Below are 13,161 nucleotides of genomic sequence, written 5' to 3' on the forward strand. Positions count from 1 at the left end.
CAAGAACGAACGGCGGCGCCGGGCGTGAACGAGCGCTAACATCGACAAAACTCTCCCCAATGCTGCAGAGAAGGTGACGGAAGTGGCCGAGGGCCTGTACCAGCTTGCCGAGGAGCACGAGGAGCTGAGGGCCGCGGTCCGGGCTCTGGCCGAGAAGGAGATCGCGCCGTACGCGGCGGAGGTCGACGAGAACGAGCGGTTCCCGACCGAGGCGCTGCAGGCGCTCACGAAGTCCGGGTTCAACGCGGTGCACATCGGCGAGGAGTACGACGGTCAGGGTGCCGACGCGGTGGGCGCGTGCATCGTGATCGAGGAGGTCGCGCGGGTCGACGCGTCGGCGTCGCTGATCCCGGCGGTGAACAAGCTCGGCACGCAGCCGATCATCCTGTCGGCTTCGGAAGAGCTGAAGAAGATCGTGCTGCCCTCGATCGCCTCGGGTGAGGCGATGGCGTCGTACGCGCTGTCGGAGCGTGAGGCGGGTTCGGACACCGCGTCGATGCGCACGCGAGCGAAGCTCGACGGTGATCACTGGGTGCTCAACGGCACCAAGGCGTGGATCACCAACGCGGGTGAATCCTCGTGGTACACGGTGATGGCCGTGACCGATCCGAACGCGGAGAAGAAGTCCAACGGCATTTCCGCGTTCGTGGTGCACAAGGACGACCCGGGGTTCTCGGTGGGGCCGAAGGAGAAGAAGCTCGGGATCAAGGGCTCGCCCACGCGTGAGGTGTACTTCGAGAACTGCACGATCCCGGCCGAGCGGATCATCGGCGAGCCGGGCACGGGGCTGAAGACCGCGCTGAAGACGCTGGACCACACGCGTCCGACGATCGGTGCGCAGGCGCTGGGTATCGCGCAGGGCGCGCTGGACGCGGCGATCGCGTACGTGAAGGACCGCAAGCAGTTCGGCAAGGCGATCGCGGAGTTCCAGGGTGTGCAGTTCATGATCGCCGACATGGGCACGAAGATCGAAGCGGCCCGGCACCTGGTCTACGCGTCCGCGGCGGCGTCCGAGCGCGGTGACAAGCGAGCGGGGTTCATGGCGTCGGCCGCGAAGTCCTACGCGTCCGACATCGCGATGTCGGTGACCACCGACGCGGTGCAGCTCTTCGGCGGCGCCGGGTACACGCGTGACTTCCCGGTGGAGCGCATGATGCGCGACGCGAAGATCACCCAGATCTACGAAGGCACCAACCAGATCCAGCGCATGGTGATGGCGCGGGCTCTGCTGAAGGGCTGAGCTTTCCCTGAAACGCCCGTGCACCGTTTTTCGGGGTGTGCGGGCGTTTTCAGTTTCGCTGGGCGCGCCAGTCGGCGCGGATTTTCGCGGCGTCTTCGATGCGGTAGAGGACGTCGAGGCAGATCAGTTCTTTTTCTTCGAATTGCAGCAGCCGTGATTCGGTTTCGGGATCGTTCTCGTCGGCGTTCTTCGCCAGGTTGATCCGCTGCTGTTTGAACGATTCCCGTTGCTCGCTCCAGGTGCCGGCCAGGCGGTGCAGGTCGCGCGCGGTGTAGCGCAGGATCTCTTGCAGGCTGGGCACTTCGCGTTCGACGAACCGGCTTTGCAGGGTGCGCACTTTTTCTTCGGCGTCGTCGCGGTGGCGGTTCGCGGTGTCGGCGGCGTCGGTCGCGGATTCGAGTTCGTCGGTCGCGCTCGCCAGCTGTTCGAACAGCGACGAGCGGGCCGGCAGGACCATGTTGGCGAGCGAGGTGTTCAGGACCTTCGCGATGGCGACGGCTTCGCTGAGGCGGATGGTGCGGCCGGTGGTGCCGTCGGCGTGTTTTTCGATGCGGGTGATGGCGGTGCTGTCGAGCTGGATGCCGACCTGTTCGAGCTTTCTCGCCAAGCCGGCCTGGGAGACGCCGAGTTCTTCGCGTAGTGCGCGCATGTTGAGGGCGAAGGTGCGCTCGGCTTGGGCGCCGATGGCGTCGCCGGGTGCTTCTCGTGGTGGGTCTTTTTGCCCTGGGTCTTGGGGTGCTGGGTCTTTCGGCACTTCTGGGTGGTCCTGCACGAGGAGCAGTGTAGTGCTTGACGCGCAGCGCCGCATGAGGCACTCTGGGTGACAGCGGTGCTGATGGAGCACCGTGCTGCACGAGGAGCACTGGAATGAGGAGTGATGGCGATGGTTTCGGCGGGTTGGTCGGGGTGCGGGATCAGTTCCGGCACGCGGCGTGGTGTGCCTACCAGGAGGAAGGACGGCACCACTGTGATGCCGGAGCGCCAAGCGTGGCTGGGGTCGGTGTCGGTGGTGAGGCGTCGCCGATCGTCTCGGCGACAGCCTGGCGAGCCCCGGCCGCCGACCGTCAGGCGGTGCTGCTTCACGTGGAGAACCGCGACTGCTGGGCCGATGTCGAGGTGGACGCGCTTCGGGCCCGTGAGCTCGCTGCGCAGCTGATCACGGCGGCGGGCCTGATCGAGCCGGCGTTGCGGGATGTTGCTTGACGGTGCTGCTTGAGAGGGCTGCGGTGTGAGGGTGCTGTGTGAGGGTGGTGCTGCTGCGTGAGAGCACTGCTGCCTGAGACTGCGGCTGCTTGAGAGCACTGCTGCTTGAGAGTGGGGCTGTTTGCGGGCACTGCTGCGTGGAGGGCTGCTGCGGAAAGGAGCCGGATGGGGTTCGCGGAGGAGGTGTTCGCCGCGTTTCGGCGCGGTGAGACGGAGGCGGTCGAAGGGCTGAGCCGGCGCGAGCTGGAGCGGTCGCGGGCGGCTGGCGATGCCGCGGGTGAGGTCGACGCGCTGTGCATGCTGGCCCGGGTGGCGGTGCGGCGGGGGGATCTGGCCGGGTGTCAGGAGCTGGCCACGCAGGCGTTCGAGGTGGCGGCCGAGCAGGGCGACCGCGGGCTGCGGCGAGGGCCGGTGCATGTGCTGGCGGCCGTGGCGCGGATGAGGGGTGATCTCGAAGCCGCGCGGAGCCTGTTCTTGGAGAGCATCGCGTTGCGGGAGGAGGCGGGGCTGGCTGATCTGGTGGTGTGGGAGCAGCTGAACCTGGGGTACGTCGAGTTGGAGTCCGGCGAGGTCGGGCGGGCTCGGGAGTTGTTCGGGCGCGTGCGGGAGTACGCGGCGGAGCGGGGCGTGGCCGATCTGGTGCCGTACGGCGTGCTCGCGAGCGCTGTGCTGGCGGAGCGGGACGGAAATGTCGCGCAGGCCGCGGGGTTGCTCGCGGAGGTGGACCGGGCGTTGCGGGAGCGGGGGCAGGTGCTTGATCCCGACGACGCCGAGGTGCGGGCCGCGTTGCGTGGGCGGCTGGTCGAGGTGTTGGGAGAGAAGGGACTCCGGGAGGCAGGTGCGGGTTAACCGTCCACAGTGGCCGGTGACGTCCAGCTTGCCAGCAGCCGCAGGCATTCCTCGGAAGGGGAGCCGGGCTCGACGGTGAAGATGCCGAGGGTTTGCTCGGGGTCGTCCACGGGGGTCATGGCTTCGTAGCCGAGGGTGAGGTCGCCGACGAGCGGGTGGTGGTAGTGCTTCACGCCGTGGCTGCGTTCGAACACGTCGTGGTCGGCCCACCAGCGGCGGAAGTCCTGGTCGCGCAAGGAGAGTTCGCCGATGAGCTCGGCGAGGGCCGGGTCGTGGGGGTGGCGCCCGGCGTAGAGGTGGAGGGTGGCGACGATGCCGCGGGCGGCGCCTTCCCAGTCGGTGTAGAGGGCGCGCACGCCGGCGTCGAGAAAGATGAGGCGGGCCATGTTGCGGGAGTGAGGAGGGAGGGCGTCGAAGTCGGTGTAGAAGGCGCGGGCCAGGCGGTTGGCGGCGAGCACGTCCATGCGGCGGCCGAGCACGATGGCCGGCACGGTGTGGAGGCTGTCGAGCACGAGCTGCAGGCCCGGGCGCACGCGTTGCGGTGGTAGTGGGCGAGGCCGTGAGCGGGTGGGCTTGGCGAGGGTGAAGAGGTGGGTGCGTTCGAGGTCGTTGAGCTGCAGCGCGCGGGAGATGGCGTCGAGCACGGACTCGGAGACGTTGAGGTTGCGGCCGCGTTCGAGGCGCACGTAGTAGTCCACGCTCACGCCGGCCAGTTGCGCCACCTCTTCGCGGCGCAGGCCCGGCACGCGCCGGGGCCCGGGGTGCGGGGTGAGGCCCGCCGCTTCGGGGGTGAGCTTCGCGCGGCGCGAGCGCAGGAAGTCCCGGAGTTGCTCGCTCATGAAGCAAGCGTAGGGCGGATCGGCGCCACGAGAGGGGGTCTGCTGGACCCCCGGTCGAGGGAGTCCTCTCGGTCGGGGTGGGAACGGTGGTTGCGTAGGAGGTATGGAACGACGAATTCTCGGCGGCACCGGCATCTCGGTGAGTGAGTACGCGCTCGGCGCGATGATGTTCGGCGCCATGGGCAACACCGACCACGACGAGTCGGTCGGCATGATCCGCGCGGCGCTCGACGGTGGCATCGACTTCGTGGACACCGCGGACGTGTACTCGGGCGGGGAGTCGGAGGTGATTGTCGGCAAGGCGCTCGCGGGGCGGCGCGACAGCGTGGTGCTGGCGACCAAGTTCGGCCTCCCGATGGGCGACGAGCCGAACCAGGGCGGGGCCTCGCCGCGCTGGGTCAAGCGGGCGCTGGAGGGCAGCCTGCGCCGGCTGGGCACGGACTACGTGGATCTGTACCAGCTGCACCGGCCCGACCCGGCGACCGACATCGACGAGACGCTCGGCGCGCTGTCGGACCTCGTGCGCGAGGGCAAGGTGCGGGCGATCGGCAGTTCGTTCTTCTCACCCGAGGAGACCGTGGAGGCGCAGTGGACCGCCGAACGTCGCGGCCATCACCGGTTCCGCACCGAGCAGCCGCCGTACTCGATCCTCACGAGGGGCGTCGAGCAGCGCGTGCTGCCGACGGCGCAGCGGTACGGGATGGGCGTGCTCACCTTCGGCCCGCTCAACTCCGGCTGGCTCTCCGGCCGCGCCGACCCGACCACGGGCCACCGCGCCACCGGCCGTGGTGCGCAGGTGTTCGACCTGTCGCGGCCCGGGGTGCAGGCGAAGGCCGACGCGGTCGCGGAGCTGACGAAGCTGGCCGCCGACGCCGGGATCTCCGTGCCGCACCTGGCGATCGCGTTCGTGCGGGCGCACCCGGCCGTCACGTCGGTGCTCATCGGCCCGCGCCGGCCCGAGCAGCTGGCCGACCTCCTGGCCGGCGTCGACGTGCGGCTGAGCGACGACGTGCTCGACCGCATCGACGAAATCGTGCCCCCGGGCGTCGACGTCCACCCCGGCGACTTCTACATCAACCCCACCCCGCCGATCCTCGACAAGCGCCTCCGCCGCCGCTGACCGCGGCCGCCGCTGACCGCGGCCGCCGCTGCCGGCGGTCACCTGGTGCGTGGGGGCAGGGGCGGTGGTCACCTGGCGGGTGGGGAACCGGGTCGGGGCCGCGCGTGGGCGGCTCGCGTCGCGGGCGGTGACCTGGTGGCGCACCGGGTCGGCGCCGCTTCGTGCGCGGCCGGCGATCGCCGGGCGGGTCGGGAACCGGGTCGGGGCCGCGCGTGGGCGGCTGGCGTCGCGGGTGGTCACCTGGAGGTGGGGCATCGGGTAGGCGCCGCTTCGTGCGGGGCCGGGGTCGCCGATGAGTTGTCTGGTGTGGTGGGGCGTCGTCGCTGGGTGCCGCCGCCGGTGAGTCGCCTGGTGGGCGGGTCGGCGTCGTGCCGGGTGTCGGCGTCGGAAGTCGCTGGGGGTTACTTCGCCGTCGCCAGGAGGAGGCCGATCACCTGGACCGCGTCGTCGAGGCGGGGTTCGCCGCCGAGGAGCTGGGAGTACATGAAGGAGTCGCCGATGCGGATCACGGCCTGGGCGACGGCGGCGGTGGGGGCGTCGAAGTGGAGGCCGTTGCGGTCGAGGAGCTCGGAGAAGAGGCGCGTCGCGCGGGTTTCGACTTCGCCGGGGGACATGATGACCTTTGCGAAGAGGGCGGGGTCGCGGCGGGCGAGGTCTTTCAGGGGTGCGAGGGTGACGACGGTGCGCATGAAGCGTTCGACCACGAGCAGCGTGCGCGGCAGGCCGGGTGGGCCGGCCACGGCGGCCTCGACGGCGAGGTAGGTGCGTTCGGTGCTGTCGGCGAGCACGCGGCCGAGCAGCTGCTCGTGGTTGCCGACGCGGCGGTAGAGCGTCGCGCGGCTCAGGCCGAGCTCCGTGGCCAGCGCCGACATGTCGATGGGGTGGCCGCGTAGGTACGCCTCGGTCGCCGCGCGGACGACGTCGTCGGTGGAGAGGGAGGCGGCCATCCGCGCAGTATGGCCGAGTCCGCTTGCCAAAACACCTCGAACGTGAGACAAACCCTCTGTCTGTCTCAATGCGGAGGTGCAGGGTGGCCACGGTGACCGTGAACGGTGGGCAAGAGGTCCACTTCGTCGACCACGGCGGTGACGGCCCCGCGGTGGTGTTGCTGCACAGCTTCCTGATGGACCACGACATGTGGCTCCCGCAGGTCGAAGCGTTCCGCGGCGACCACCGGCTGATCGCGATCGACGAGCGCGGCCACGGCGACACGCCGGCCGACGGGCCGTTCGACTACTGGGACGTCGCCCGCGACGCGCTCGCGGTGCTCGACCACCTCGGCTTCGACCAGGCCGCCGTGATCGGCACGAGCCAGGGCGGCTTCGTCGGCCTGCGCATGGCGCTGCTGGCCCCCGAGCGCGTGACCGCGCTGGCCGTGCTCGGCACGTCGGCCGACGCCGAGAACCCCGAGGTCGCCGCCCTGTACCGCCAGCTCGGCGAGATGTGGGCGCAGAACGGGCCCGACGAGGTGATCGACGGCGTCGCCGCGATCTGCTTCGGCGACGGCTTCGAGGCCGACGGCTGGAAGGCCAAGTGGCGCGAACGCAACCAGGGCGACCAGGTGCGCCTGGTGATCGACGTGCTCGCCGGCCGCGACAGCCTGCTCGGGCGCCTCGGCGAGATCCAGGCCCCGGTGCTGGTCCTGCACGGCACCGCCGACCGCGCGTACCCGATCGACAAGGCCGAAGAGCTCGTGGCCGGCCTGCCGAACGCCAAGCCGCTGATCACGATCGACGACGGCGCGCATTTCCTCAGCCTCACCCACGCGGCAGAGGTGAATCCGCACCTCAAGGGCTTCCTCGCCACGCACGCCGCAGCACGGTGATTTCGGGGCGTTCCGGCGAAACCCGGGGCGCATTCGGGTGAGGATCTTGCTGCCTCTTGCCCCGGCCGGAGCGACGTGAGACATGTGCCATGCTGGTCCTCAACGCGGAGGTGTCGGATGGCTACGGTGACCGTGAACGGTGGACAGCAGGTCCACTTCGTCGACTTCGGCGGCGACGGCCCCCCTGTTGTTCTGCTGCACAGCTTCCTGATGGACATCGACATGTGGGAGCCGCAGGTCGAGGCGTTCGGCGCCGACTACCGGCTCATCGCGATCGACGAACGCGGCCACGGCGGCACGCCCGCCGACGCCGCCTTCGACTACTGGGACGTCGCGCGCGACGCGTTCGGGGTGCTCGACCACCTCGGCATCGAGCGCGCCGCCGTGATCGGCACCAGCCAGGGTGGTTTCATCGCCCTGCGCATGGCGCTGCTCGAGCCCGCGCGCGTCACGGCGCTGGCCGTGCTCGGCACGTCGGCCGAGGAGGAGGCCGAGGGAACCGGCACGGTCTACCGGCACCTGATCGCCGCGTGGAACGAGAACGGGCCGGAGCAGCTGGTCGACGGCGTGGCCACGTTCTGCCTCGGCGACTACGAAGCCTCGGCCTGGAAGCAGAAGTGGCTCAAGGTCTCGGGGGAGAAGTTCGAGCGGATCATGACCGCGCTCGTGAGCCGCGACGCGGTACTCGACCGCGTCGGCGAGATCCAGGCGCCCGCGCTGGTGCTGCACGGCAGCGGCGACAACGAGTACCCGATGGCGCGCGCCGAGTCGCTCGCGGCCGCACTGCCGCACGCGGAACCGCTGGTCACGGTCGTGAGCGGGGCGCACTTCCTCAGCCTCACCCACGCCGCCGAGGTGAACCCGCACCTCAAGGAATTCCTCGAAACCCACGCGGCGGGCAAGTAACCCACTTGGTGGAGTTTCCGTTTCCCTCTCGGCCCGTTAACTGATCAGGTGACACGGGTCACCGTCGGTTCACAGAGAGGTGAAGCGGATGGGTGTGCGCGCGTTCGGGCGTCGGGTCGTGGTTCTCGTGGCGGCGGTGGGGGCGATGGCCCTCGGCATCGCCCTGAGCACCGGCACCGCGGACGCGGCGGTGAAGGAACCGACCGGTCCGGTCCAGCCGAACATCATCTCGGCGGCGATCTACTCCGTGCTGCAGCCGACCATCGCGCCACCCGGCGCCAACGACTGGAACTGCAAGCCGTCGGCCGAACACCCCAACCCGGTGCTGCTGTCCAACGGCACCACGGCCAACGCGTACGAGAACTGGGCCAACCTCTCGAAAGTGCTCGCCGACCACGGCTACTGCGTGTTCGCCGGCAACTTCGGCGGCTCGCCGGGCAGCTTCCTGCAGACCGTGGGCCCGGTCGCGGGCACGGCCGCGCAGCTCGCGAAGTTCGGCGACAAGGTGCTGGCGGCCACGGGCGCGTCGAAGCTCGACATCGTCGGGCACTCCCAAGGCGGCATGAACCCGCGCTACTGGATCAAGTACCTCGGCGGCGCCTCGAAGATCGGCAAGCTCATCGGTCTCTCGCCGTCGAACTACGGCACCAGCCTCTACGGCCTGCTCAGCACCCTGCAGGCCATCCCGCCGGTGCGTGACCTGGTCGGCCTCGCCTGCGCTTCGTGCAACGAGCAGGCCACCGGCTCGGCGTTCCTCACCGACCTCAACGCCGGCGGCGACACCGTGCCCGGCATCGACTACACCGTGATCCAGACGAAGTACGACGACGTGGTCACGCCCTACACCAACGCGTTCCTCAAGCCGGCTTCGAACGTGAAGAACATCGTGCTGCAGGACCTCTGCTCCGCCGACTTCACCGACCACCTCGGCATCCCGTACGACCCGATCGCGCAGCGCGAGGTGCTCAACGCGCTCGACCCGGCCCACGCCCAGACCCCGCGGTGCGTGTTCGTGCCGCCGGTGATCAGCTGATCGGCTGGTGCATCACGTGCAGCCCCACGTACCCGTGCACCGGGTGGTGGAAGGCTTCCGGCACCGTGCCGATCACCGTGAAGCCGAGTGATTTCCACAGGGCGACCGCGCGGGTGTTGGTTTCGACCACGGCGTTGAACTGCACCCCGCGGTAGCCCTCGGTCCGCGCCCAGCTCAGCATGTGCGTGCCGAGCGCGCGGCCGGCGCCCTGGCCGGCCGAAGCGGGCGCCACCATAAAGCTCGCGGTCGCGATGTGCGACCCCGGACCTTCGCGGTTCGGACCCATCTTGACCGACCCAAGAATGTCACCAAAATCGTTGACAATCACCGCGGTACACCAAGGCGGCGCCGGTAACCACAGCTCCCGCGCGGCCTGTTCGCCCAGGTCACGGGGCAACGCATACGTTTCCCCGGCGGCCACGATCTCGTGCAGGAACGGCCAGATGGCGGGCCAATCTTCGCCCGTCGCTTCGCGGATCAGCACGTAACGAGGATTCCAGAAGTAGGTACAAACGCGAACTCTTTTCGTCCCGTTGTGCCATTCCGGTTGTGCAGGCCCGCGGCCGAGTGTCACAGTCGTCGACATGTTCTGGCCGGTCCCTGACACCTGGAAGCCGAGCGACGACGCCGAGCTGGTAGCCGGCTGGCGCCTGTGGCTCGAGCTGAGCGACCGCGCTTGGCCCACGGCCGCGTGGAACGGCACGCCCGCCGACGCGGTCCAGCCGCTGCGCGAGTTCCTCGACGCGTGCGACGACATCGAAACCGTGTACCGCGAGTCCTCCGCCGAGCCGTCGGAGGAGTTCGTGCACGTGATCCAGTCGCTGGCGCTGTGCGCGAGCGCCGTGATCGGGCTGTGGTGGGACGACTTCGCGCCCCTGGACTCCGACCGTGCGCCCAAGCTGCACGAGGATCTGCAGCGCTTCGCCGCGCACGCCGAGCAGGTGCTCACGCTGCTGGCCACCCACGGTGGCTGGGCCGCTCTCGACTCCGTGCGCCGCCGGCCCGCCTGAGTCCACACGGGACGGTCCGGTTGCGCCGAATGGCCCAATCGGCCGGGGTTTTCGTGTCGCAAGGGCGAAATCCGGGCACTCCCGCCTCGGAGGTGCTCGATGAACGCCGTGAGAACCAGGATCCCCTTCGCCCAACCGCGCAGTAGTACGACCGCGCAAGCGCTCGGGCGCGCCGGCTTGGCCGGTTGCCAATCAGGCCAAAAGTAGGCGGGGACGTGGCCGCAGGGTACTGCGGACGGCAACCGTTCCCGCCGTGACTGTCGCCTGATTGGCAATGATCAGCGCAGTACGGCGTGGTGCACCTGATCGTCGCGTACCTCGCGCTGCGGATCGCCTTCGGCGGCGGCAGCGGCGAGCCCGCCGACCAGAACGGCGCGTTGCAGGAGATCGGCTCCACCGGCTTCGGCCGCGTGGTGCTGTGGGTGCTCGCGGCCGGGCTGCTCGCGTTCGGCGCGTGGCAGGTGCTCATGGCCGCGACCGGCTACGAATGGGTGAGCGGCGGCCAGCGGGTGCGCAAGCGGCTCGGCTCGGGTGGGCGCGCGATCGTGGTGCTGGCGCTCGCATACAGCGCTTTCCGGATCGCCGTCGGCGCCGGATCGTCGGCCGGCAACCAGCGCCAGCAGGAGGCCACGGCGAAACTGCTCGCGCTGCCGGCCGGGCCCGCGCTCGTGGTGGTGGCGGCGGGCTGCGTGCTCGCGGTTGCCATCGCCGCCGGGGTGAAGGGCGTGCGCCGCTCCTTCCTGGAGGATCTCGACACCACCGAGCTGCCGCGGGCCACCCGGCGCTGGGTGGCCCGCCTCGGCACCGGCGGCTACCTGGCGAAGGGGGTCGTGTTCGCCGTGGTGGCCGTGTTGCTCGGTTACGCCGGCCTGCGCTCCGACGCACGCGCGGCCGGTGGTCTCGACGCGGCGCTGCGCACGCTGGCCGGCCAGCCGTTCGGCACGGTGCTGCTCACGATCGTCGCGTTGGGCCTCGCGGCCTTCGGCGCGTACTGCGGCGGCGCCGCGTGGGCGCACCGCCGATGAACCTCAGCGCGGCCGGTACTCGGCGAACTCACTGAAGAACACCCCCTCACCCTGCGACAACGCCGGCAGCGCCTGCTCGAACTCGTGCACGGACGCGGCCGGGATCAGGCCCGTGACGGTGCACGCCGTGGCCGTGACCGCGGGCTCGCTGGGCACCGCGCGCAGTTCCACGAGCTTGCGCAGCACCCCGCTGACGGCGGCCGCCGGAGCTTCGACCTCGAAGCTGTGCACGGGTTCGTGCACGCGGGTGCCGGCGTCGCGCAGTGCGTCGTCGAGCGCGAGAGCGGTCATGCCGCGGAAGTCGGACGCCGTGGAGAGCGGTGGGAAGAACGCGGCGTCGGTGAGGGTGACCACGCAGTCGATCACCGGCCGCGGGCGGTGGCGGAGCTGCTCGCGCACCGTCTCCTCGACGGCCTTGTGGAACGCGAGCGGCAGCGACCCGAGTTCGACCTCCAGCCGGTACGCGACACCGGACGCGGGCGGGCCCGGCTCGACCCGCAGTCCCACCGTGGCGAAGAAGAACACACGCTCCTCCGGTACGCGGAGGCCGATCGCGTGGCCCGTCTTCACCAGCCGCTCCACGAGCAGGATGCGTGACTCCTCGAACTCCGCCGCCAGGCCGAAGTCGTCGGCCAGCGTGGAGCGGATCACTTCCTTCTGCACCTCGCCGTACAACCGCACGGACACTTCGCGGTCGTGGCGGCGGATGCTGATCAACGGGTCCTGTTCGGACAGTCGGTCGAGCGCCGCGTACAGAGCCACGGCGTCGTCCGGATCGGCCGGGCGCACCACCGTTTCCAGGCTGGGCGGCGCGAAGAAGCCGGGCGCGACCGCGGCGCCACCGAGGCCGAGGTGGTCGCCGATCCGCACGTCCTTCAGGCCCCACACGCGGGCGACGTCGCCGGCGCACGCCGTGGCGTCGACCGGTGTGGCGCCGTGCTCGTACACGCGCACGGCGGACGCGCGGCCGGTCAGCTCGGTGACCGTGCCGTCGGTCTCCCGGCGGTGGAAGGGAACCGGCTGCCGTGGGCTCAGCGAGCCGGTGTGGACGCGGACGTAGGCGATCTTCTCGCCGGCCCGGCCGCGCTCGATCTTGAACACGGTGGCACCCAGGTCACCGGCGTCGGTGCGTTCGCGCGCGGGAAAGAGCGCGCGCACCCGGTCGACGAGCGCGGCGACGCCCGAACCCGTGATCGCCGAACCGAACACCACCGGGTGCATGGCCCCGCGCGCGACCTGACGGACCAGTGCCGCGTGGTGGTCCGGCTCACGTCCCTCCACATAGGACGCCAGGAACTCGTCGTCGTCGGCCAGTGCCTCAGCGAGCTCCTCGCCGGGCGGCAGCGGCACGGGTTTCGCCTGCGGCGTGCCGAGCCCGGTCACGGTGTCGAGCGCGACGCAGCGCGGCGAAAGGCGCGTGCGCAGGGCTTCGAGCAGCGTGGTTTCCTGCGCGCCCGGGCGGTCGATCTTGTTCACGAACACGAGCACCGGGATGCCGAGACGCGTGAGAGTGCGCATGAGCACGCGGGTCTGCGCCTGCACGCCGTCCACGGCGGACACCACGAGCACGGCGCCGTCGAGCACGCCGAGGGCGCGCTCGACCTCCGCGATGAAGTCGGAGTGGCCCGGGGTGTCCACGAGCGTGAGCCGGTGCTCGCCCGTGGTCACCGCGACCACGGCCGACTTGATGGTGATGCCGCGGCGGCGTTCGAGCGCCAGCGAATCGGTCTGGGTGTCGCCGGAGTCGACGCTGCCGAGGTGGCCGATCACGCCGGTCTCGAAGAGCAGGCGCTCGGTCAGGCTGGTTTTACCGGCGTCGACGTGGGCGAGGATGCCCAGCGTGAGGGTCTTGAGGTGCGAGGTCATGGGTCGGTGAGGTCCTCATCGATGCGATGGACAGGCCGAACTGGGGTCGGTCGGACTGTCGGCGCATCGAGGTCTCCTCACCGTGGCGAACTGGGAGTCGGCACGATACCGCTCGGTGACGGACGCGTACAGCGAGTATTTTCCGATGCCTGTCGGTTTCCTGTCGATCACCCGCCGAAGCGGGCTCGCGTGGTGCGCGCCGACCTACTGTGGGCCGGGACAGTGGGAAGATCACCGATCAGGAG

The 13,161-nt window shown here is 70.2% G+C and carries 14 protein-coding genes; 9 read left to right on the forward strand and 5 right to left on the reverse strand.

What is annotated here, in order from left to right; translation table 11 throughout:
* Positions 1–82: 82 nt before the first annotated feature.
* Complete coding sequence (locus VSH64_RS42515; protein WP_407655601.1) at positions 83–1,240, forward strand: acyl-CoA dehydrogenase family protein; 1,158 nt, start codon at positions 83–85, stop codon at positions 1,238–1,240.
* A gap of 49 nt (positions 1,241–1,289) precedes the next feature.
* On the opposite strand, the gene VSH64_RS42520 is transcribed toward VSH64_RS42515, so the two are convergent.
* On the reverse strand, positions 1,290–2,012 hold the full coding sequence (locus tag VSH64_RS42520) for a helix-turn-helix domain-containing protein (RefSeq protein WP_326568374.1): 723 nt from the start codon (positions 2,010–2,012) through the stop codon (positions 1,290–1,292).
* A gap of 215 nt (positions 2,013–2,227) precedes the next feature.
* Here VSH64_RS42520 and VSH64_RS42525 point away from each other — a divergent pair, with 215 nt between their 5' ends.
* Both VSH64_RS42525 and VSH64_RS42530 read left to right on the forward strand, forming a co-directional pair.
* Positions 2,228–2,443, forward strand: coding sequence for a hypothetical protein (locus VSH64_RS42525; protein WP_326568375.1), 216 nt, complete (start codon positions 2,228–2,230; stop codon positions 2,441–2,443).
* 165 nt (positions 2,444–2,608) lie between these two features.
* The gene (locus VSH64_RS42530) at positions 2,609–3,292 is read left to right on the forward strand and encodes a hypothetical protein (RefSeq protein WP_326568376.1); all 684 of its coding nucleotides are present in this window, start codon (positions 2,609–2,611) and stop codon (positions 3,290–3,292) included.
* Here the strand turns inward: VSH64_RS42530 and VSH64_RS42535 are convergent.
* Positions 3,289–4,131 (reverse strand): helix-turn-helix domain-containing protein, encoded by an 843-nt coding sequence (locus VSH64_RS42535; RefSeq protein WP_326568377.1) that lies wholly within the window; start codon positions 4,129–4,131, stop codon positions 3,289–3,291. The genes VSH64_RS42530 and VSH64_RS42535 overlap by 4 nt on opposite strands.
* 103 nt (positions 4,132–4,234) lie before the next feature.
* Between VSH64_RS42535 and VSH64_RS42540 the strand changes: the two genes are divergently transcribed.
* Positions 4,235–5,251, forward strand: coding sequence for an aldo/keto reductase (locus VSH64_RS42540; protein ID WP_326568378.1), 1,017 nt, complete (start codon positions 4,235–4,237; stop codon positions 5,249–5,251).
* Positions 5,252–5,652: 401 nt separating this feature from the next.
* On the opposite strand, the gene VSH64_RS42545 is transcribed toward VSH64_RS42540, so the two are convergent.
* Positions 5,653–6,198, reverse strand: coding sequence for a QsdR family transcriptional regulator (locus VSH64_RS42545; RefSeq protein ID WP_326568379.1), 546 nt, complete (start codon positions 6,196–6,198; stop codon positions 5,653–5,655).
* A 92-nt stretch (positions 6,199–6,290) separates the two neighbouring features.
* Between VSH64_RS42545 and VSH64_RS42550 the strand changes: the two genes are divergently transcribed.
* The 3 genes from VSH64_RS42550 (at position 6,291) to VSH64_RS42560 (ending at position 9,015) form a co-directional block, all read left to right on the forward strand.
* Complete coding sequence (locus VSH64_RS42550; protein ID WP_326568380.1) at positions 6,291–7,076, forward strand: alpha/beta fold hydrolase; 786 nt, start codon at positions 6,291–6,293, stop codon at positions 7,074–7,076.
* A 117-nt stretch (positions 7,077–7,193) separates the two neighbouring features.
* Complete coding sequence (locus tag VSH64_RS42555) at positions 7,194–7,982, forward strand: alpha/beta fold hydrolase (RefSeq protein ID WP_326568381.1); 789 nt, start codon at positions 7,194–7,196, stop codon at positions 7,980–7,982.
* An 88-nt stretch (positions 7,983–8,070) separates the two neighbouring features.
* A complete protein-coding gene (locus VSH64_RS42560; protein ID WP_326568382.1) occupies positions 8,071–9,015 on the forward strand; it encodes an esterase/lipase family protein in 945 nt (314 codons plus the stop codon).
* On the opposite strand, the gene VSH64_RS42565 is transcribed toward VSH64_RS42560, so the two are convergent.
* Entirely contained in the window at positions 9,008–9,499 is a 492-nt protein-coding gene (locus tag VSH64_RS42565) for a GNAT family N-acetyltransferase (RefSeq protein WP_326568383.1), read from the reverse strand. The two genes, VSH64_RS42560 and VSH64_RS42565, sit on opposite strands and share 8 nt — an antisense overlap.
* A 100-nt stretch (positions 9,500–9,599) precedes the next feature.
* On the opposite strand from VSH64_RS42565, the gene VSH64_RS42570 reads away from it, so the two are divergent.
* Together VSH64_RS42570 and VSH64_RS42575 are read left to right on the forward strand one after the other, a co-directional pair.
* On the forward strand, positions 9,600–10,025 hold the full coding sequence (locus VSH64_RS42570; protein ID WP_326568384.1) for a hypothetical protein: 426 nt from the start codon (positions 9,600–9,602) through the stop codon (positions 10,023–10,025).
* Between the two features lie 293 nt (positions 10,026–10,318).
* Positions 10,319–11,050, forward strand: coding sequence for a DUF1206 domain-containing protein (locus tag VSH64_RS42575; protein ID WP_326568385.1), 732 nt, complete (start codon positions 10,319–10,321; stop codon positions 11,048–11,050).
* A gap of 3 nt (positions 11,051–11,053) precedes the next feature.
* Here the strand turns inward: VSH64_RS42575 and VSH64_RS42580 are convergent, their stop codons facing one another.
* On the reverse strand, positions 11,054–12,916 hold the full coding sequence (locus tag VSH64_RS42580) for a translation factor GTPase family protein (RefSeq protein ID WP_326568386.1): 1,863 nt from the start codon (positions 12,914–12,916) through the stop codon (positions 11,054–11,056).
* Positions 12,917–13,161 lie beyond the last annotated feature (245 nt).

Source organism: Amycolatopsis rhabdoformis (assembly GCF_035918295.1).
GTDB classification, from domain to species: domain Bacteria; phylum Actinomycetota; class Actinomycetes; order Mycobacteriales; family Pseudonocardiaceae; genus Amycolatopsis; species Amycolatopsis rhabdoformis.